The following is a 20,082-nucleotide window of genomic DNA, read 5'->3' on the forward strand; positions in this document are numbered from 1 at the left end:
CTGGCAGGCTTAATTGCGTATACCTATCAGGAGAAAAAACCCTCCTTGAACTTGGAGTGCAAAGGCTTGCCTGCACTGCCTCCGGTTGTCTTCTAACCCCGTCGAACTCACGTTGTGTTAATTAGCGTTGATCGCTGTAGTCGGATTGTTAAGACAGGTTGGTTCTTTAACCCTCGCACTGGCTGTAAGTATGACAAACGCTTAGCCGATTACCATTGCAACGCTTTATCCTGCTTACAGAGCTAAGGATCGCAAATTTAATCAATCGCAAACTGTACAGGCGGGTTTTAGCAGACCAAACGGTAGCCTGCAATAGCTTTGACAGCAAAACCCGCCCCTACCAAAGATCGAACTTATTTAATTCCCATTTCTAAGGTGTTGATGGATGATCGCCCAATTTGAAATAGAAGGTCGTCCCTTGATCCGGCTGACTTTCTACCCAAATGGTGCCATTGTGGCGATGAATGATGCGCTGCACGATCGCCAACCCAATGCCAGTACCCTCAAACTCTGACCGTGAATGTAAGCGCTGGAAGGCTCCAAACAATTGGTCGGCATACTCCATCTGAAAGCCAACGCCACGATCGCGTACAAAGATGGTGCCGTCTGCTAAAGCAGCAACTTCAATGGGGGCAGGGTGCGGACGGCTAAATTTGATGGCGTTATCCAGCAGGTTGACAAACACCTGATGAAGCAGGGTCGCATCGCCTTTAACCGTGGGTAAGTCGCCAATGATGAACTGTATGGCGTCATTACCAGTAATGGCAGTGTCGCTGGCAGGGTGGTGTGACAATTGTGCTAAGACATTGGCTACCAGTTGATTGAGGTTGACAGGAATAGCTGCCATCTGTCGCCGTCCTACCCGCGAGAGGGTCAGCAGACCGTCGATTAGCAGACCCATTTGGTGACTGCTGTCTTGAAGGATTTGCAAATAGTGGATGGCTGTTGGGTCGGTCAGATGTCCATTTTGCAGCAGGCGATCGCGTAGGGCAGCAACAAAGCCACTGATGTGCCGAAGGGGGGCACGCAGATCGTGGGAGACAGAGTAAGAGAAGGATTCTAACTCGCGATTGACGCTTTCAAGCTCAACGGTGCGATCGCTCAACGCCTGACGCGCTGCCACTAATTCTGTAATGTCGCGGGAACTACCAATCAATGCGTAAACTTCACCATTCGGCTTTTTGAGTGGAATCTTGTAGGTATCAAAATAGAAGGTGCCTAGAGATGTGGTGTAGTGTTCCTGAAAATGTAGGGTTTCACCAGAGGTAAAGACCCGCTGGTTTTGTTCAGCAAAAGTGGTAGCTAGTTCGGGTTCGTAACACTCAAAGATCGTTTTACCCACCATCTGATTCTGATTTTCACAGCCGCCTAACCAAGCATTTCGGTCATTGCAGAAGAGCGTTTGCATGGTGTCACGCTCGATAACAAAAATGTAGTCGGGTAGAGTATTGATGAAGGTTACGAGTTCAGCCGTACGTTGCTCAACGAGTGCCTCTAGTACAAGATTTTGCTGCTCTAAAGTCTGGTTCAACTGTTGGATTTTCTGCTCTGCCTGCTTGCGATCGGTTATGTCAAGCACGACCCCAATCATACGGTTGACCTGACCTGAAGCGTCATAAAGACCTCGCCCTCTACCAACGATCCAGCGACAGTCTTCATTAGGATAAATCACGCGGTATTCCGCTTCGTAGTCAGCCCTGGTTGCTAATGCCTGTGTCAGTGCTTCCTCAACATGGCTGATGTCATCAGGATGAACGCGATTGCGCCACGCCTGATAACTTGCCTGCACCTCACCCGGCACGAAGCCCAACAAACGTGCGTGATTATCGTTCCAGATGACCTCATTTCTAGCTACGTGCCAGTCCCAGCTACCAATACGGTTAAAGTCTAGAGCAAGTTTAAAGAACTCCTCGTTTTCTCGTAGGGCAATCTCGGTACGCTGACGATCGGTTAACACTGCCAGGTAGTTGGCAAGGCTCGTTAGCCACTGCAAGAAGTCATCTTTCGTTGATACCGCTTCAGGATGTGCCAGGCTTAAAACTCCAATAATGGTTTGGTTGACTGTCATCGGCACACAGATAAAGGTCTTGATTTCCAACTGACCGAGCAATCGATGGGTATCAAACTTGTTAGGTTCTTGAGGATTGTAGGTTTCCACCAGCATTTGCCCCGTTTCCACTACGGTTCTAGATGATGCTTGTGTGACGGGCACTTCGATCGGTTTACCATCTGGCAGTAGGGGAATGCCCTCCGTCCCTTCAAAAACCATGACTTGACGAGCCGCATCGTACAGTTCGATCGCAACAATCGGGAAGGCTGTCGCCGCGCTAATTTCCTTCACAATGTCTTGAAAGGCAGCTTTGAGCGATTGCGCCTTAAGAGTGATTTCCGAAATTTTGTGCAGCGTTAGTACTTCTCGGTTACGAGCATGAAGGGCAGCTTCCGTCTGTTTGCGATCGGTAACATCGACACCAATGCCCCATGACAGCCAACCAGGCACGGGAAAGCAATCAGCAATATTTGACCAGGCAACCGTTTTTACGTTGCCATCGCTACAGGTCATTTCCCACTCCCAGTCGCGGTAGTTGTTGCCCCGCTTTGCCCAGGTAGCAACCATCTGTTGACGGTAGGTTGCCTCTGGATAAAGCAGCGTCATTGCCTGAGGATTGCCAATTATTTCTGCTGCGCTATAGCCCGTTACCCGCTCGCACTCATGGTTCCAGATGCTCATATTGTTCTGATCATCAAAGGCACTTAGCATCACGGGCATATTTTGCAGAATTAACCGCAACCGTTCTTCGCTCTCCCGTAGCATCATGTCTGCTTGCTGCTGGAGGCGGAGCGATCGTCGTGACAGCCCATACAACACTAAGGTCGTAACGCTGACAAAAAGCAAACCTTTAATGCTTTGAAAAGAGGTTAACGAGTCTGGATGCGAAACGAGCGTACCTAGCCAAAAATCAGAGCCAAGAATCCACAAAGCAGCAATGATGAAATAAGCACTTGCTAGCTTCAGCGGTAGCCACGTCAGCGATCGATGCTGTAAGCCCGTAGAACGGCGACGTTTGAAATGGACGCTTTCATCGTGCATGGGACTATGCCAAATACGATAGCCGACACACGTATTATGAGCATTGGGCTACCCATTCTGATCCTTATCGAGGCTAATAGGAGGATAAAGTTTTGAGTCTTAAGTTAGTTTGACCACTGACAATCTTTTTAACCCTCTGCCCTTTGCCCTCTGCCCTCTGCCCTCTACCCTTTGCCCTCTAATTCTGATTCCGCGTCTGTCGCGCTAGCTCCAGCAGTTGTCCCCAACGTTTTTGCAGTTGCTTGGGCGTACACTTCAGCACTTTGATAATATCTTGATCGGTTGCCTGTGCTTGCTTGAGGGTCAGTAGTTGCTGCTGATCGGACGACAGTTGACTCAGAAAGCGCTGCCAGTGCTGGGTTGATAGTCCGAGATTTTGGTCGATGTCGGCACCCAGCCATTGGTGCACCAGCTTCCAATTTTGAGAAAGGGTGAACTTTTCAACGTGATATTTGAAGCGTTGTTGCAGGTAGTCGCGCTCACGGGCAGATAGCCCCAACACATCGTCAATTTCTGGGGCAGAGAGGTCTTGCAGCTTGAGCGTCAGGTAGTTTACGCAATCGGTCTGCCCCTGGGCGTCTAAATACTGCATGAGTTCAGCAATCACCCGATCGCGCAAGACAGCCTCAGACGGTGCATCCGCTGCATCGGCAACCATACGTTCGCGTAACTGATGTGCCAACGGCGAACGGTTATGTGCTTCTGCTTCCTCACCTTTGGGTGACTCTAGTGCCTGTTCAATGTCGATCGACATTTCTAGCGGTTGCCGTTGCCCAAACCGTTGAGCACGCAGCACGACTAATTGCTGGCTATGTCCATTTGGTAAAGAGATCCGGCGCTTGGCGTATTGTTCGGTAAACGCCATGTATTCCGCTAGCTCTAGCCGTGTGCGGGGCTGGTAGTCTTCTGGTAGTGCATTTTCGCGCCGAAATGCCTTGAGCGACTCAGTGTAAAACCCTTGCAAAAAGTCTTCGACTAGGCTGTAACGTGCCTGAAAACCAAGCTGCAAGCGACTAGGGGCAATGTGGCGATACACCATCGAGCCAAGCGTGCTGTGCAAGTCTACACGTCCCCGCCGGGAGCCAAGCTGATAGTAATTCAGGCATTTTTGCAGGCGATGGCGGGCAAGTGAGAGCTGCCACGATCTCACCCTGCCGGAGGTTTGAATGCGTCCACTTTTATGGCAAATGCGATCGACCTCAGTGGCAATCCGGCTGGCGAGTTGCTCAATGTTGCTACCAGTCGTACTGACCTCAGCATAAAGCTCCTGCGACAAAATTCTTGTCAGCGTGGGGATGTCCAAGAAGTCGCCAGTCGTTCTAGCGTTTGCCATTGGCTCGTAAGCCGACTCATCCCGAACATCAAGCGGTTGCTGGGCGATCGCGGTAGGGGCATCGGTAGGGGCTACATCCGTTAGGTCTGCCGTCGGGGGGCGAGAAGGAGTTGAGTCGAGGTTCATGGCTCTGGTAATGCACAGGGACGAGAACAATAGATCAGGGAACGAGACGTTTTGAGTAGCGCTTTGCGCCGCTATGCTAGGGAGTCTTAAGTTGATTCAGTCAAGGCAACACTCAACTCTGAAAATTCCTCCCGTTCGATTCAGCACTGCCATCTACACATAGAAAATGAGCCGCTACGGTTTAAGGCAGGTCAGGCTGGGTCACTTTTTCAGATGGTTATCCGGATGCTTAGAAATTGTACTGAGAGTAACGCGCCAACGATCGCGCTTGATTTAGCCTACACCCATCAGCCGTTAATGGTTAGGGGGGGGCGATCGCCCTTGTAGAAACCTCATCAAAATCTGCTGCCAGTAGTAGACAGTTAGACCAGTGGATTTAACTTGCTTCCACTGCCCATGCTGCCGCTGCCTCCCATCCTAGACCGCGCCGCACAATTATCGGTTCCTCAGTTGTCAGATCCAAAATCGTTGAAGCTTGATTACCTGGTTCGACATCACTATCAATAACCAAATCAACCAGCTTTTCTAAACTGTCAAAGAGTTCAAAGCGCGAAACATTCGATTCGGTCGCAGCATGGCTGGACTCAGACGGGTCAATGAAATGGGCAGAGGTTGAAATAACGGGATTACCCAGCGCATTGAGCAACGCCAAACAAATGGGGTGGTCAGGCACGCGAATGCCTGTTGTCTTCCGTTTGGGGTGCATGACCAGTTTGGGCACCAGCTTGGTCGTTGGCAGCAAAAAGGTATAGGGTCCTGGGATGAGCCGTCGCATGAGCCGATACGCCGGATCATTCACTACCGCATACTGAGCAATATCAGAAAGTGATGGGCAAAGAAACGTTAGCGGTTTGTCGTTGGAGAATTGCTTAATCTGCCTCACTCTCTGAATCGCACTCTTAGAGTTGAGGTCACAGCCGATCGCGTATACAGTGTCGGTGGGATACAGCATGACCGCCCCATCCCGTAGCGCTGCCACAATTTGGTCAACGACCCGCGTCTGGGGATTTTCAGGATGAAGCGTGAACAGGGTAGACATGGAGGGGAAAAGAGATGAAGGATAAGGGATGAGGGATGAAAGAGTTTTGAGTTTGAAGAGAGTTTGAAGAGCGGTCAGCGGTCAGCTTTTTAGCCTTTGTCCTTTAGCCTTTAAGCGATTAGCCAACTTTTAGAGAAGCAAGCGACGCGGTACTTTTTAGCCTTTAGCCTTTAGCCTTCTGCCTTCTGCCCCTGCCTGCTAACAACTAACCACTGACCTTCTGAATCAATGCCTAAAATTGCCTACTTAGACTGTCCGACTGGCATTGCAGGTGATATGTGCCTGGGTGCCTTGGTGGATGCGGGTGTGCCACTAGACTATTTACTGGCAATGCTGAGTCGGCTTGGCATTGAAAAGGAATATCACTTATGGGCAGAAGACGTGCAGCGTAACGGGCAGCGGGCAACGAAAGTCCATGTGGACTTAAGCCTGAATGTTTTTGCTCATCATGAAACGGACGATCGCGCCCATACCAAGACAGAGCATTCTGCCAAGCCCCACCTTCACTCTGCCACAGAACAGCCTGCTGCAACTGAAACAGACGCGATTCACACGCACTCACATGACAGCGACCTCACCCGCAGTCAGCATAGCCATAGCCACGAAACTCATACTCACGGTCAGGCTTCTACTGCGACCGATCGCCCTCATGACCTTGTGCGCCACCTGCCTGAAGTTGAACGTCTGATTCTAGCCGCCGCACTGCCAGCTAGAGCCGAGGCATGGAGTTTAGCAGTGTTCCGTAAGCTTGCAGAGGCAGAAGGCGCAATCCACGGAGTGCCGCCGGAACAAGTCCACTTTCATGAAGTCGGGGCTACGGATGCGATCGTCGATATTGTCGGCACCTGTCTGGGGCTGGATTGGTTGGGCATCGATCGCCTCTACTGTTCTCCCCTACCTACGGGTGGTGGCACCATTCGAGCCGCACACGGCCGTTTGCCTGTGCCTGCGCCTGCTGTGCTCAAGCTGTTTGAGTTGCGTCAGGTGCCCATCTACAGTAACGGCATTGAGCGCGAGATGGTTACTCCAACGGGAGCGGCGATCGCCACCACGTTAGCCACTCAGTTTGGTGCGCCGCCTGCCATGACGCTGCTCCGCGTAGGCTTAGGTGCAGGTTCGATCAGCCTGCCGTTGCCGAATATTTTGCGGTTATGGATTGGGGAAGAGAAGGGAGAGGCGGGAGCAAGGGAGGCAGGGGAAGTAAAGTCAGCAGGGGCAGCAGAGGATCAAAAGAAACTCAAAACTCAAAACTCAAAACTCTCTAGCAATGCGGCGCAACGCGCTACTCAAACTTCTCAAACGATCGCGCTGCTAGAAACGCAAATCGACGATCTCAACCCACAGGCGATCGGCTATATCTATGAGGCGCTGTTTGCTGTGGGTGCGGTGGATGTGTTTACCCAGGCGATCGGGATGAAGAAAGCACGACCCGGTGTGCTGCTAACAGTGGTATGCCATCCAGAGGACGTGTCTGCCTGTGAAGGAGTGATCTTTCGGGAAACAACGACGTTGGGCATTCGGCGATCGCTCCAGCAGCGCACTATCCTCTACCGCGAAATGCAGACTGTAGAGACTGTCTATGGTGCTGTACAAGTCAAAGTGGCATGGCGCGATCGTGCCGACACTCACCCGATTAACGTACAGCCTGAATATGAAGACTGTGCTGCAATTGCGCGACAGCAGCAGCTTCCTTGGCGGGAAGTTCATAGCCTCGTTTTACAGAACTGGCACCAGCAGCATAGTGGAGCCTCAAAGCAACTTTTCTAATGAAGTGACGCTGATCGCCCATTCAAAGCTCTTCCAAATACGGCTGTCTACATTACCCGCACTCGGAACTTTATGGATAGACGCAGGCTCAAAAGGCATAGCTCTCAAATCTCTCCTCACACGATCGAATCACTGCATGAAATTTGCTTACTTTGTTAGCAGTATGAAGCCTTTGCTGGCAGTTGTACTTGCCACTAGCGTGCTGTCACTAAGTTCCCGTAGTTTCGCTCAGTCGCCTCCAATGAGTCTGCCGCGATCGACTGTGCTGGCACAGGCAAGTACAGCTGGTGCTGTTTGTTCAGCACAGTTAGGTGGCGCGATCGATCGCATTGCCAATCGTCCAGCCTTAGCAAACGTTCGTTGGGGCATTCTGGTGCAAACCCTGGATAATTCCACTCGTCGTCAAACGCTGTTTGCCCGTAACGCAGCTACGCCACTCATCCCAGCCTCTAACGTCAAGATCCTGACGACAGCAGCAGCGCTTACTGCTCTTGGTGCCAACTATCGCTTTCGTACCGCTGTCTTTGGCGATCGCACCCAGCCCAATCTGAGCCAGACAACGCTACGGATTGTTGGGCACGGCGATCCCACTTTAACAACGCCGCAACTCAAAACTCTTGTGCAGCAGTTGAGTCAGCAAGGTGTACAGCAAGTAGAACAGTTGATTGGCGACGATACGTACTTTCGCGGCGCTGCCACCAATCCCTATTGGGATGCAGACGATACGGCACAGGGTTATGGTGCGCCAGTCAACAGCCTAATGCTGAACCAAAATGCGATCGGTGTCACCTTGTTTCCGCAGCGAGTCGGGCAACCATTGCGTGTGCAGTGGGATGATCCAACGGACGCGCGTACATGGCGTACCAGCAATCAGACGGTAACTGTCTCGGCTAACGGCAGTGAGTTTGTGGATGCTTCCCGTGCCTCTAACCAGGCGCTTATGCGGCTGACTGGACAACTGCGAGTGGGGTCAGAAGCAGAAACAATTGCTGTATCGGTGCCTAATCCAGGCAACTATTTGATCGACAAGTTTCGTACAGCGCTGGCAGCCGCCAATATCGTTGTGCAGCGATCGACCGTTGTGAAAATGACACCTGCCCCGCCCGGTTTGGTTGAGCTAGCGGCGGTTGAGTCACCCCCTTTAGCGCAATTGCTTGTTGAAACGAATCGTGAAAGCAACAACATCTACGCCGAAACGCTGCTGAAAACGCTAGGAGTGACACAGACCGCCAGCAACCAGGATGCAACCACCAGCGGTATTGCTGCTATCAAAGCAACCTTGACTCCTCTAGGTGTGAATGCGGCTGGGTACAGCATGGTCGATGGCTCAGGTTTGGCAAGCCGCAATCGTGCTAGTTCGGAAGCACTGGTGCAAACTCTCCAAGCAATGGCACAACGCCTTGATGCAGCGGTGTATCGCAACTCACTTGCGATTGCTGGTGTCAACGGAACGCTCAAAAATCGCTTTCGTAATACAGCAGCACAAGGCAAACTACAAGGCAAAACTGGCACGATCGGAGGTGTTGTGGCGCTCTCTGGCTACCTTACGCCACCCAACCATCCCGATCTCGCTTTCAGTGTTTTGACTAACTATGCTGGCACTTCAACCGCTACCGTGAGAGGCGCTGTGGATGAAATTGTGCTGGTACTGACACGGCTGAGATCGTGCTAACACGCTCCTACAGCAAAAGAATGAGGGATGAATCGAAGCTCTGGCTCAAAGGAGGCTTCGAGGTTTATGTCTGCCTTAACGTTCTCTTCGACGGGCACTACCTAGTTGGCAGTTTGCTCATCACCATCAAAGACCATCTGCGATAACAAGATAATCCCTACTTCCGTATCGGTTGGCTTACCAATGCCGAGAAAGCGACCATCTTCATGGTGAACGCGTAACGGTTGTTGCAATGGATCGACCGCGTAGACCTGAGTACTGTCTGCATCCTTGTGTTTCCCCGTCTCCCCATCTTCTACGCTCTCCCAGCGATCGTCAGCCGTAGGATAAATGGTAATGCGCTGCCCCTGACACCAGCGACGGGCGATCGTTGCCGAGAGCGAAATTGCACTTAAATGCCTTAACGCTTCCACTGGCTCAATGGGCTGAAAGAGACCTTGCTCTTGCTGTGCTTCCAGCGCTTCTAGTGTCAAGCTGTCTGCCAGGTCAAAGCCGCTGCTGCTAGTGCGTGTGAGGGCTGCTAGTGCGCCACCCGTTTTCAAGACGGTACCTAGATCACGGGCGATCGACCGAATATACGTACCGGGACCACAGGCGATCGCTAAATCTAGTTCGGGGAAGTCGCCCGATCGCCAGTCCAGCACTTCCAGGCTAAACACTTGCACTGCGCGAGATTTGACCTCAATCGGTTCGCCTGCCCTCGCCAAATCATACAGCCGCTTACCCTTTACCTGAATGGCACTGTAGTTGGGTGGAACTTGCTGGATAGTGCCCTGAAACTGCTGAAGCGCTGTTTCCACCGTCGTCAAATCGAGCGCTGCAACGGGATGAGCCAGCAATACTTCACCTTCTAAGTCATCGGTCGTTGTGCTCACTCCCAAGCGCACGGTGGCTCGGTATGCCTTATCCTGCCGGAGAAATTGCAGCAGACGGGTCGCTTTACCAAGGGCGATCGGCAACACTCCGATCGCAGCTGGATCGAGTGTGCCTGCGTGTCCAACGCGCTTCATCTGTAAAAGCCGCCGCACTTTGGCAACGCAGTCGTGAGACGTAAACCCCGCAGGTTTATTGAGATTAAGAAAACCATGCATAGCAGGGAAAGCTGATTGGGTCTTGTTCATGAATAATTGAGAGCGGCTATGGTTCCCCCATCGAGTTGCTACACGACCGTACACTTATATCCAGCCTAGCTTTTGAAGGGGACGATCGCTCTTTTTTGCAACGAGCTTCACGCTTCGATCACTCAAAGGGTCACGGTCGTTACGTAGCACCAGGTAGTTACCCTGCCTCTCATAACCGCAGTTGCCAGACGATCGTCATTAATTGACAGCGAAAAGGCACGAACGCAAGTAAGGAGCCACAATACTAGCGTTGGCGCTATTAATTGCATTGCATGAGGGGTGTCACCCACTAAAGGAAAGTACGTGTTCTTGGTCAAAATCAGGATCGCATCTACCCTCACTGGCAGGAAACGTTTTGACCAAGATTGTCCCCGTCCAACTCGATAACGGCACCGTGCTTTATATTGAAGCGCAGGATGAAACTGAAACGTCCGCGATCGCGCCACAGGTTCCCATTGAAGAAGGCGAGCAGCGGCGAGGCGGCGCAAAAGGTCTGGGCGATCCTAGAATGCCGTTTCGTCCTAGCCCGACCCAATCAATGGAAATGGTGCAAAACACCATCCGCACCTACACCGTTTATTGCCTGAATGCCTTCAAAAACTGCGCCGCAGCCAACGTCGATGAAGTCACGCTAGAGTTTGGTGTTAATCTCAGCGCCGACGCTGGTATTCCTTACATTGCTAGCGGCAAAGCCCAAAGCAATCTTAAAATCACCGTCAAGTGCTCGTACAACAAACCAGGCAGCGAAGAAGGCAACGGTGCAGCGATCGCGCCAGTAATGACAAGCAACGGGCAGTCATTGGTAGGAGGTGGGCAATAAGCAAAAGGCAAAAGGCTGAAGGCTAAAAGCTAAAGCTTTCCTACCCTTCAACTCAAAACTCAAAGCTCTCCTTACCTCCTCTACACGACAAAACTTGTCTCCTCTCCCTGTGCCGCTTGCCAACTGCGGGCATCAAAGTACAGGTCTTCTAACGAAATGCTGTAGAGGGATTCTTTCAGCTTTCGGTGAAGCCGATTCCAGACGGTAAACGTGACCCAATCTTCTGCCTGTGAGCCATCGGGGGAGTGCCGGGGAAGCGGGTCAATGCTTTCACCAACCGCTTCTAGAATTTGTCCTAACGAAATGCTGGCGGGCGATCGGGCGAGCTGATAGCCACCCTGTACACCACGTATGGACTGCACCAAGCCTGCGCGACGTAGTTCAATCAGCAGTTTTTCGAGGTAAGGAGCGGGTAGATCCTGACGTTGCGCGATCGCCTTCACTGACGCTGGACCATAGGCTGGCTGCAATGTCAGGTCGAGGAGGGCTTTGACGCTGTAATGTCCGCGAGTGGTTAATTTCATTGTGAGAACAGAGCAGCAGGCAGAGGAGATATTGCCGACGATCGCTTTGACATTGCCCCAGTAATAGCCATTGAATAACGACAATAAACGATTGGTGTAGGGTAAAGGGGTTTTCCACTCAAGCTGATCATTTAACGTTGAGCGCTCGCAAACGTTGGAAATGGGTAGGAATGGTGGGCGCAGCGGCATTCTAAGCGTAACAGGTGCTTTTGCAGCCGCGACTTCAGCAATTGGCTTACTCCAATACTGGAAACTCAGGCAAACTTGAGGTTGTTCCTTGTTTACGGTTTGTTCATGCCCATCCGCCAATCCAAGCTGTTGTCCTGGTTACCTGCTTTAAACTATCAGGTTTGGGTTCTGGCGGTAGGACGACTGCTCTCTCAGACGGGATCAGGCTTCACGCTGTTCTACGCACCGATCTTTTTCGTCAATCAGGTGGGCTTGTCGGCGACGCAGGTGGGTGTCGGTTTGGGTAGTGCGTCAATTTCGGGAGTAGTCGGTCGTTTGTTAGGCGGCTCGTTTGCCGACTCGCTGTTTTGGGGACGACGACGAACGCTGCTGCTATCGGCGATTGTGTCAGCGATCGCTTCCATTGTGCTTGCCATTTCTCACGATTTTCTTGTGTTTGTGGCTGGCAATCTGCTGATGGGGTTGGGGATAGGACTGTACTGGCCCGCTAACGAGGCAATGGTCGCTGATTTGACGACACCTGCACAGCGCAATGAGGCATTTGCCTTAACGCGCCTTAGCGATAGCTTGGGCTTAGGTCTAGGCGTTGTGCTCGGTGGGCTATTGGTTGGCACAACGGGCGCGTATCGAGCCTTGTTTGTCATTGATGCGATCTCGTTTGTGGTGCTGTTTGCTGTAGTGTATTGGGCGATTGCCGAATCGCATAAACCGACAGGCGACCATAAAGCCATCAGAGATTGGCAGCAAGCCTTACGCGATCGCCGTTTGCTGACCTATGCCGTTGCGAATGTGCTGTTTACAACCTATCTAATGCAGATCAACAGCACGATGCCGCTGTACTTCACCAATTTTCTTTCTAATCTACCCACTGGTTTCTCGCCACCGACCTTGAGCGCCCTTTTTACCTGGCACATGGTTGTGGCTGTTGTCTGCCAGTTACCCGCCGTGCAAGTACTCAACCGCTTTAGCCGCGCTCAGGGTTTGATCTTATCCGCCATATTATGGGGCGCAGGGTTTGGGCTGGTGTGGGTAACGGGGGTTGTCTCTTCGCATCATCTGCTGTGGGCAATCCTGGCTCTGGGTATGCTGGCGCTGGCAACGGTTGCCTATATGCCATCAGCCTCATCGATTACGGTTGAGATGGCACCAGAATCGCTGCGAGGCGTATATTTGGCGGTCAATTCGCAGTGCTGGGCGATCGGTGCGTTCATTGGTCCACCGCTCGGTGGCTGGGCACTGGATCAGTCAACGCCTGTTGCCCACGGCTTATGGATTGGGTTAGCGTTCAGTGTCGGCATCACGATTCTGGTTTTGCAACGGCTCGATCGCATGATGCAACAACTCAAGCAGTGAGTTTCCCTTCTTTAAGAAGTCGGGAATCTGCTCAGCGTCGTCGCTCTTGGAGTTTCTGATACACCGCTCTCAGATCTACATTGTGGTGTGCCAGTGCCACAAGGCTGTGGTAGAACAAATCCGCCACTTCACCTGCGATCGCGTCGGGGTCATCATCCTTGCATGCCATGACGACTTCTACCGCTTCTTCGCCAATTTTTTTGAGAATTTTGTTATCCCCATCTGCCAACAGCTTGGAGGTGTAGGAACTGTCGGACGGGCGATCGCGGCGATCGCAAATGACATCAAAAACCTGCGACAGCATATCCGCTGGCGGTGGGACGATCGAATCATTCACGCGATGAAAGCAGCTCCGTTCTCCGGTATGACACGCGCTGTCACCCAATTGCTCAACACTAACAAGCAGCGCATCACTATCGCAGTCGTAACGAATGGCGTGCATTTTCTGAAAGTGCCCAGAGGTTTCGCCTTTATGCCAGAATGCCTGACGCGATCGACTCCAGAACCAGGTTTCGCCCGTGTCTAACGTTTTCTGCAACGCTTCCCGATTCATCCATGCCATCATCAACACGGTGCCGTCCAAGTAATCTTGTACAATTGCCGGAACCAACCCGCGATCGTCGTAACGGATCGCTTCCACCGGAATCGCTTGCTGTAAATTCATTGCCTCAATCGTCCTAGAGTCGGTGTCTTCATCTTACCGACTGGCGGTAGCCTCCCAATCATGCACATCAAAGTTCCACCCATTAAATGCCAGGGCATTAAAACAAAGCTTGTGCCCTTTATCCTAAGTCAAATTCAATGGGTCGAAGCAGCACAATCGAAGTGGATTGAACCCTTTCTAGGGTCGGGTGTTGTGGCATTTAATCTGGCACCCAAACGTGCCCTTTTGACTGATACGAATCAGCATCTTATTGCGTTTTATCAAGGCATTCAAACTAGCGACATTGATCGAAAAATAGTAGCCGAATTTTTACAAGATCAGGGCAATAAGCTTCTTACAATGGGAGCAAACTACTATTACGAAGTGCGCGATCGCTTCAATCAATCGGCTTCCCCCCTGGACTTCCTCTTCCTGAATCGCTCCTGTTTTAATGGCGTCATGCGGTTTAACAGCAAGGGGGGATTCAACGTTCCGTTTTGTCGCAAACCGCAGCGCTTTTCGCAAAGCTACATCACTAAAATTGCCAATCAAGTTGATTGGGTTGCGAAACAAATAGCAGGCAAAGATTGGGAATTTCGAGTCGCAGATTGGCAGCAAACGCTTGCCGAAGCGCAACTAAGTGATTTTGTCTACCTTGATCCGCCGTATATCGGTCGCCATACTGATTACTACAACGCTTGGAAGCAAGCAGATGCGGAAAAACTAGCGGTTGTAACAAAGCAACTGCCCTGCGGTTTTGCAGTATCCATGTGGTTTGAAAATCAGTACCGTCAGAACAGCCACATCCAGGAATGCTGGTCGGATTTAGAAAGACGCGTTTGCCAGCATTTCTATCACGTCGGGTCTAAAGAAACGTTGCGTGGGGCGATCGCAGAAGCCCTACTCATCAAGCCCGGTTTCTCTGTTAGAGCCGATCAGCTATTGCCAATAGAGGTAGGGGCGATCGCAGCATCACTCTATCCCAGCTAGAATTAAAGTACTCCAGTTGCACAAGCCCTTGTTAGGTCGTCAGTACCAATCATCGTTACTTGGACATAACTTGATGATGTGCTGTTAGAGGATGAAGTGATGGCATAGCGGCCAATGTTGCTGTCAGGGTACTTTGCAAGGGTAGAAAGCTGGATGTATACCATACGATCACAGGGCATTGCTCCAAATTCTCCCCAAACAAGGCTTCCTTAACACACCTTTGTGACACCAACAGCTAAGATAGAATTGTTAAGGCTTCTTTACTAGACTTGGCACGAGTTTTTGAAAAAGCTTTTTTGGGAAAGCTGTTTGGGAACGATACTTGAAGAAGTGCTTAACACTGTTGCCGAATCCTGAATAGTAGGCTCAACAGCAGCTCACTTAAGCGTTCTCATCCCACGTTCAGCGCTCATAGCTCCCAATCTCCCGTCCCACGTCCCTCTCGATATTCTCTCCCTACGGAACCCGTTATGACTCTTCCTATTCGCAACGTTGCGATCATTGCTCACGTTGACCACGGTAAAACAACTCTTGTCGATGCATTACTGAAACAAGCAGGTACCTTCCGTGAAGGCGAAGAGGTTCCAGACTGCGTGATGGACTCTAACGACCTGGAGCGGGAGCGAGGCATCACCATTTTGTCCAAAAACACAGCGGTACGCTACAAAGACACGCTGATTAATATTGTTGATACGCCTGGTCACGCTGACTTTGGCGGCGAAGTCGAGCGGGTGCTGGGTATGGTCGATGGCTGTCTGCTCATTGTGGATGCCAATGAAGGTCCTATGCCACAGACGCGCTTTGTGCTGAAAAAGGCTTTGGAGAAGGGCTTACGTCCGATCGTACTAGTGAACAAGATCGATCGCGAACGAGCTAATCCTCACACTGCCGTTGATAAAGTGCTGGATCTCTTTCTGGAACTGGGGGCGGATGACGATCAGTGCGAGTTCCCCTATCTGTTCGCATCTGGGTTGGCTGGCTTTGCCAAAGACCACCTTGAAGATGAGTCCACGGACATGAAACCGCTGTTTGATGCGTTTTTGCGCCATGTTCCACCTCCAGTTGGCGACCCAGAGAAGCCCTTGCAGCTCCAGGTGACAACGCTTGACTATTCCGATTACCTCGGTCGCATTATTATTGGCAAAATCCACAACGGTACGATCCGGGCGGGTCAGCAAGCAGCGTTGGTAACAGAAAGCGGTGCGATCGTCAAAGCCAAAGTCTCTAAACTTATGGGCTTTGAGGGCTTGAAGCGCATTGAGATCGAGTCAGCCTCCGCAGGCAATCTTGTTGCTGTAGCAGGTTTTGCGAACGCGAACATCGGCGAAACGATTACCGATCCAGGTGATCCCCAAGCGCTACCGCTGATCAAAGTCGATGAACCCACGTTGCAAATGACCTTCTCTGTTAACGATTCACCATTTGCAGGGCAGGAAGGCAAGTTAGTCACGTCACGCCAAGTGCGCGATCGTCTCTTCCGTGAACTGGAAACCAACGTTGCTCTTCGCGTCGAAGAAACGGACTCACCCGATAAGTTCCTGGTGTCTGGTCGGGGTGAGCTTCACCTGGGCATCTTGATCGAAACTATGCGTCGCGAAGGCTACGAGTTTCAAGTGTCGCAGCCGCAGGTCATCTATCGCGAAGTTAATGGTCAGCCGCGCGAGCCGTTTGAAACCCTTGTACTGGATGTACCTGAAGAAGCCGTTGGTAGCTGTATTGAGCGGCTTGGTCAACGCAAAGGCGAAATGCAGGATATGCAGGTAGGCGTGGCAAACCGGACGCAACTGGAATTTGTTGTTCCTGCACGTGGGTTGATTGGTTTCCGGGGCGAATTTATGCGCCTGACTCGTGGTGCTGGCATCATGAACCACAGCTTCTTGGAGTATCGTGCCATTAGTGGCGAGATTGAAACGCGGCGTAACGGTGTGCTGATTTCCTTTGAGGAAGGGGTTTCTACCGTTTATGCAATGCAGAATGCAGAAGACCGAGGTGTTTTCTTCATCACTCCTGGCACCCGCGTTTATAAGGGCATGATTGTGGGTGAACACAACCGCAACCAGGATCTAGAACTGAACATCTGCAAGAGTAAGCAGTTGACGAACCACCGTGCCTCTGGTGGTGAAGAACTGGTACAACTCCAAGCGCCCGTCGAGATGAGCCTTGAACGCGCTCTGGAATATATCGGTTCTGATGAGCTGCTTGAAATCACGCCGCAGTCAATCCGCTTACGGAAGGTCGATAAAGCGAAAAAGATGGCAGGCAGAAAATAAGGTAAAAGCGCCTGTTTAAAGCTGCTTAAAAACACGAAAGGGCTAAAGAGAATTAACTCTTTAGCCCTTTCGTGTTTTTAACCTTTAGCCTAAGCGTGGTTGAATTCCCGATTAGACGATCGCGCTGGGTCAAAGCCCTCATTTCGCACTCGTCGCCGCAGATCGCCTGCATCTGGTGACACCCTCACAGCATCATCAGGGCTAATTTTACCCAGCAACACGAGGTCGCAGAGTGCCTGGTTCATCACCTGCATCCCCTGAGTCGTATCCGTTTCCATAAGTTGGAAGGCATCCGTTTCTTGACCCTTCAGTAAGTAATCTTGCATCGCTGGCGTGTTGATCAAGATTTCGTGAACAGCCGTACGTCGCCCATCAGTTGTGGGGATCAACTGCTGTGCCACGATCGATATCAACGATTCAGTAATTTGTACTCGCATGGCTGGCTGCTCATCTGGGTTATAGATGTTGAGCAGACGATTAAGAGTATTAATTGCACTTCGAGTATGCAGCGTGCCCAGAACTAAATGCCCTGTCTGAGCCGCCTTAAGAGCAGTTTCTACTGTCGTGCGATCGCGCATTTCCCCAATCAGAATTACATCAGGATCTTCCCGCAGCACTGCCCGTAGCGCCTGGTGAAACTCATGGGTATGTAACCCCACTTCCCGCTGACTAATCAAGCACTTCTGAGACGGGTGAACATACTCGATTGGGTCTTCAATGGTGACGACGTGCCGCGTCATCGTTTCATTCAAGTGCCGTAGCATTGCCGCCAGGGTCGTTGACTTACCAGAACCCGTTGGACCAGTAACGAGAATTAAGCCTTGTGGTTGACTGACTAGATCTTTAAGTACTTCTGGCAACCCCAAGCTCAAAATTGACGGCACCTCTAGTGAGATTAAGCGCAACACAATCGCGCCACCGGTCAACGTTTCAAAGCAATTAACCCGACAGCGCAAAAAACCTGGATAAAAAATGGCAGTATCCAGTTCCTTACTGTGTTCAAATTCTGCCTGCTGCTTGTCCGATAAAATTTCTCCTAAGTATTGCTTGAACAGTTCAGGTGTGACTTTCTGTTGATCTCGCGGCTGCACCATCTGCCCCCGGATACGAAAGCGTGGCAATTCACCGATGCGAATGTGAATGTCAGATGCCTGTCTAGCATGAGCATCTCGAACCATCTGTTCGATGGAATTAGTCACTTTAGTGCGACTTGGTACAGCCATCGCAAGAGGCGGCGGCGGTGGTGCAGTGGATGGTTGATCCTGGGGGCGAGGTGCAGGTAAGCCGGACATTAGTATTTCTCTGGTAGGTCTTTTTTGATCAAAGCTATTCAATTGACACAGACTAGTTCGATTAATAGCAGAATGGGTAAGCTAGCTTTAAGTCGTTACTAGTTCGCTGAACACAACTAGAAGTGTATCGACACGCCTGACAAATATCCACTTATTGTATCGAGTAACCTCACACTGAGCTGCTTTTTTAGGACTTCGATCGCTTGACAGTTTCACCGATCGCAAATCAAACGTAACAACACCTAGGTTTAACCGTCACAAAAGCCGTTCTAAAGGTCTATTTTGATGGCAAAACGTTCTAAATAGCTTTAGAGGTTTCTTAGCAAGGCGCACTTTGAAATAATTTGCATATTCTAAGGGGGGATAGGAGATGCGCTAAGTGTTTCAAATCACAAGTTAGGGCTGCTCAGGCAAACCTCTCTAACCCTGCGCTTGCTTTGCCAGACGCTTAAGCTTTTATTCTTCGTTCAACTTTTGTGTGTCTAGCGTAGCAATTTTAATGAGCATTGCAAAACGAATCGCTGACTGGCTGGAAACTCACTGGGTAACACCGGCTTACAGTGGCTGGCTGCTGGGAGGGCTATCGCTCTTCTTCTTCATCTCAGCGACAAATACGTTAGCGGGCTGGCTGTATGTTATCAGCGGCATTAGTTTTGCCCTGTTGTCGATCGCAGCCATTTTGCCTGAACGAATGCTGCGCCGTATCCAACTTCAGCGATGTCCCATCGCTCCGGTTACAGTAGGGGATCAGCTAACGGTCGAACTGGTAGTAGCAAATAAGACAAAGCAACCAAAGCTCCTGATTCAGATTCAAGATCAGTTGCCCTTTGTACTAGCACCACCTGTGTCAGCCGCGATCGAAATGATTGCGCCACACAGCAGTTATCACTGGGTTTACCAGCAAACAGTGGAGCGACGCGGCATTTATCGTTGGCATACTGTCAATTTGAGAACAGCCGCCCCACTAGGACTTTTTTGGTGCCGGCGATCGCAAACAGCCGCCGCGATCGCCGTGGTTTATCCCACGGTTCTACCTCTGACTCAATGTCCTTTAGTTGATGCGATCGGTCGTGATGCCAGCTTGCAGTTTACTCGCGATCGCCATGCCCAAAATGCTAGCGAAGGACTAACGCGATCGCTTCGTCCTTATCGTTGGGGCGATCCCATTCGTTTTGTTCACTGGCGTACGAGCGCTCGCTACGGTGAACTGCGGGTACGCGAACTAGAAACATTTATCAGTGGTCAGGAACTTATTATTTGTCTCGATAGCGCTATGTCCTGGCAACCGGAGCTTGATCCCTCCCATTCGATCGAGCCGTTTGAGCAAGCGGTTGTTGCGGCTGCGTCCCTCTACTTTTATGCAACACGCCACAATTTCAGCGTCAGGCTGTGGACGGCGGGCACCGGGCTCGTTCAGGGGAGCCAAGCCGTCCTTGAAACGCTAGCAGCTGTTCAAGCGGGTGAAGACGTTCGTGCAGAGCAGTTGCCCGATGCTCCCTTGCTTTGGTTAACGCAGAATCCAGTTGGGTTAACAACCTTGCCTTCTGGCAGTCGCTGGCTCTTGTGGACAATGGCTCAACTAGAACCAACGGTCGCCAGTAGTCCTGGTCTTTTAATCCAACCAGACGCACCCTTGCAGCTACAGCTTCAGAGGACGGTGGAGAAGCAGTTGCAGGCAGAGTAAAAAGCACTATGATCGAGTTGGTATGGCACTGAACCATTAGAAACTGTTTGTAAATGTATGTGAAGTAGAAGACAACTACGGTCACAAAGGCGCGATACCAGAAGAGTGACATCTACATGGCTTGAGGATATGAGTCAGCCTTACTACGACAGTGACCTGACCGATGAG

At 51.1% G+C, this 20,082-nt stretch carries 14 protein-coding genes; 7 read left to right on the forward strand and 7 right to left on the reverse strand.

All coding sequences use genetic code 11. The annotated features are described in order from the left end of the window. Positions 1 to 370 precede the first annotated feature (370 nt). The 3 genes from H6F86_RS23510 to H6F86_RS23520 form a co-directional block, all read right to left on the reverse strand. Complete coding sequence (locus H6F86_RS23510; protein WP_190451865.1) at positions 371 to 3,091, reverse strand: PAS domain S-box protein; 2,721 nt, start codon at positions 3,089 to 3,091, stop codon at positions 371 to 373. Positions 3,092 to 3,269: 178 nt separating this feature from the next. Next, a complete protein-coding gene (locus H6F86_RS23515; protein ID WP_190451884.1) occupies positions 3,270 to 4,424 on the reverse strand; it encodes a HetZ-related protein in 1,155 nt (384 codons plus the stop codon). A 502-nt stretch (positions 4,425 to 4,926) separates the two neighbouring features. After that, positions 4,927 to 5,589, reverse strand: a complete 663-nt coding sequence (locus H6F86_RS23520; RefSeq protein WP_190451867.1) for an L-threonylcarbamoyladenylate synthase — start codon at positions 5,587 to 5,589, stop codon at positions 4,927 to 4,929. Between the two features lie 228 nt (positions 5,590 to 5,817). Here H6F86_RS23520 and larC point away from each other — a divergent pair, with 228 nt between their 5' ends. Together larC and dacB are read left to right on the forward strand one after the other, a co-directional pair. Next, positions 5,818 to 7,356, forward strand: coding sequence for a nickel pincer cofactor biosynthesis protein LarC (larC, locus tag H6F86_RS23525; RefSeq protein ID WP_190451869.1), 1,539 nt, complete (start codon positions 5,818 to 5,820; stop codon positions 7,354 to 7,356). A 241-nt stretch (positions 7,357 to 7,597) separates the two neighbouring features. Next, entirely contained in the window at positions 7,598 to 9,028 is a 1,431-nt protein-coding gene (gene dacB, locus H6F86_RS32420) for a D-alanyl-D-alanine carboxypeptidase/D-alanyl-D-alanine-endopeptidase (RefSeq protein WP_242033657.1), read from the forward strand. A 101-nt stretch (positions 9,029 to 9,129) separates the two neighbouring features. Here the strand turns inward: dacB and truB are convergent, their stop codons facing one another. Then, on the reverse strand, positions 9,130 to 10,119 hold the full coding sequence (gene truB / locus H6F86_RS23530; protein ID WP_190451886.1) for a tRNA pseudouridine(55) synthase TruB: 990 nt from the start codon (positions 10,117 to 10,119) through the stop codon (positions 9,130 to 9,132). 385 nt (positions 10,120 to 10,504) lie between these two features. Between truB and H6F86_RS23535 the strand changes: the two genes are divergently transcribed. Then, entirely contained in the window at positions 10,505 to 10,969 is a 465-nt protein-coding gene (locus H6F86_RS23535) for a CU044_2847 family protein (protein WP_190451871.1), read from the forward strand. A gap of 80 nt (positions 10,970 to 11,049) precedes the next feature. Here H6F86_RS23535 and H6F86_RS23540 read toward each other — a convergent pair whose 3' ends face one another. Next, entirely contained in the window at positions 11,050 to 11,493 is a 444-nt protein-coding gene (locus H6F86_RS23540) for an RrF2 family transcriptional regulator (RefSeq protein ID WP_190451888.1), read from the reverse strand. Positions 11,494 to 11,787: 294 nt separating this feature from the next. Here H6F86_RS23540 and H6F86_RS23545 point away from each other — a divergent pair, with 294 nt between their 5' ends. Continuing rightward, on the forward strand, positions 11,788 to 13,035 hold the full coding sequence (locus H6F86_RS23545; RefSeq protein WP_190451873.1) for an MFS transporter: 1,248 nt from the start codon (positions 11,788 to 11,790) through the stop codon (positions 13,033 to 13,035). A 31-nt stretch (positions 13,036 to 13,066) separates the two neighbouring features. Here H6F86_RS23545 and hisIE read toward each other — a convergent pair whose 3' ends face one another. Further along, the gene (gene hisIE / locus H6F86_RS23550) at positions 13,067 to 13,699 is read right to left on the reverse strand and encodes a bifunctional phosphoribosyl-AMP cyclohydrolase/phosphoribosyl-ATP diphosphatase HisIE (protein ID WP_190451875.1); all 633 of its coding nucleotides are present in this window, start codon (positions 13,697 to 13,699) and stop codon (positions 13,067 to 13,069) included. Between the two features lie 60 nt (positions 13,700 to 13,759). Here hisIE and H6F86_RS23555 point away from each other — a divergent pair, with 60 nt between their 5' ends. After that, complete coding sequence (locus H6F86_RS23555; RefSeq protein WP_190451877.1) at positions 13,760 to 14,668, forward strand: Dam family site-specific DNA-(adenine-N6)-methyltransferase; 909 nt, start codon at positions 13,760 to 13,762, stop codon at positions 14,666 to 14,668. A gap of 470 nt (positions 14,669 to 15,138) precedes the next feature. Further along, positions 15,139 to 16,938, forward strand: coding sequence for a translational GTPase TypA (typA, locus tag H6F86_RS23560; protein WP_190451878.1), 1,800 nt, complete (start codon positions 15,139 to 15,141; stop codon positions 16,936 to 16,938). A gap of 89 nt (positions 16,939 to 17,027) precedes the next feature. On the opposite strand, the gene H6F86_RS23565 is transcribed toward typA, so the two are convergent. Beyond that, entirely contained in the window at positions 17,028 to 18,230 is a 1,203-nt protein-coding gene (locus H6F86_RS23565) for a PilT/PilU family type 4a pilus ATPase (protein ID WP_190451880.1), read from the reverse strand. 499 nt (positions 18,231 to 18,729) lie between these two features. Here H6F86_RS23565 and H6F86_RS23570 point away from each other — a divergent pair, with 499 nt between their 5' ends. Continuing rightward, positions 18,730 to 19,914, forward strand: a complete 1,185-nt coding sequence (locus H6F86_RS23570; protein ID WP_190451882.1) for a DUF58 domain-containing protein — start codon at positions 18,730 to 18,732, stop codon at positions 19,912 to 19,914. Positions 19,915 to 20,082 lie beyond the last annotated feature (168 nt).

It is taken from the genome of Phormidium sp. FACHB-592 (assembly GCF_014695795.1).
GTDB lineage: Bacteria > Cyanobacteriota > Cyanobacteriia > Leptolyngbyales > Leptolyngbyaceae > Stenomitos.

Bases quoted from the DNA above. Each gene is read 5' to 3' on its own strand.
- H6F86_RS23510 (WP_190451865.1), bottom strand. From the start codon at position 3,091: ATGCACGATGAAAGCGTCCATTTCAAACGTCGCCGTTCTACGGGCTTA.
- H6F86_RS23515 (WP_190451884.1), bottom strand. From the start codon at position 4,424: ATGGCAAACGCTAGAACGACTGGCGACTTCTTGGACATCCCCACGCTG.
- H6F86_RS23520 (WP_190451867.1), bottom strand. From the start codon at position 5,589: ATGTCTACCCTGTTCACGCTTCATCCTGAAAATCCCCAGACGCGGGTC.
- larC (WP_190451869.1), top strand. From the start codon at position 5,818: ATGCCTAAAATTGCCTACTTAGACTGTCCGACTGGCATTGCAGGTGAT.
- dacB (WP_242033657.1), top strand. From the start codon at position 7,598: ATGAGTCTGCCGCGATCGACTGTGCTGGCACAGGCAAGTACAGCTGGT.
- truB (WP_190451886.1), bottom strand. From the start codon at position 10,119: ATGCATGGTTTTCTTAATCTCAATAAACCTGCGGGGTTTACGTCTCAC.
- H6F86_RS23540 (WP_190451888.1), bottom strand. From the start codon at position 11,493: ATGAAATTAACCACTCGCGGACATTACAGCGTCAAAGCCCTCCTCGAC.
- H6F86_RS23545 (WP_190451873.1), top strand. From the start codon at position 11,788: ATGCCCATCCGCCAATCCAAGCTGTTGTCCTGGTTACCTGCTTTAAAC.
- hisIE (WP_190451875.1), bottom strand. From the start codon at position 13,699: ATGAATTTACAGCAAGCGATTCCGGTGGAAGCGATCCGTTACGACGAT.
- H6F86_RS23555 (WP_190451877.1), top strand. From the start codon at position 13,760: ATGCACATCAAAGTTCCACCCATTAAATGCCAGGGCATTAAAACAAAG.
- typA (WP_190451878.1), top strand. From the start codon at position 15,139: ATGACTCTTCCTATTCGCAACGTTGCGATCATTGCTCACGTTGACCAC.
- H6F86_RS23565 (WP_190451880.1), bottom strand. From the start codon at position 18,230: ATGTCCGGCTTACCTGCACCTCGCCCCCAGGATCAACCATCCACTGCA.
- H6F86_RS23570 (WP_190451882.1), top strand. From the start codon at position 18,730: ATGAGCATTGCAAAACGAATCGCTGACTGGCTGGAAACTCACTGGGTA.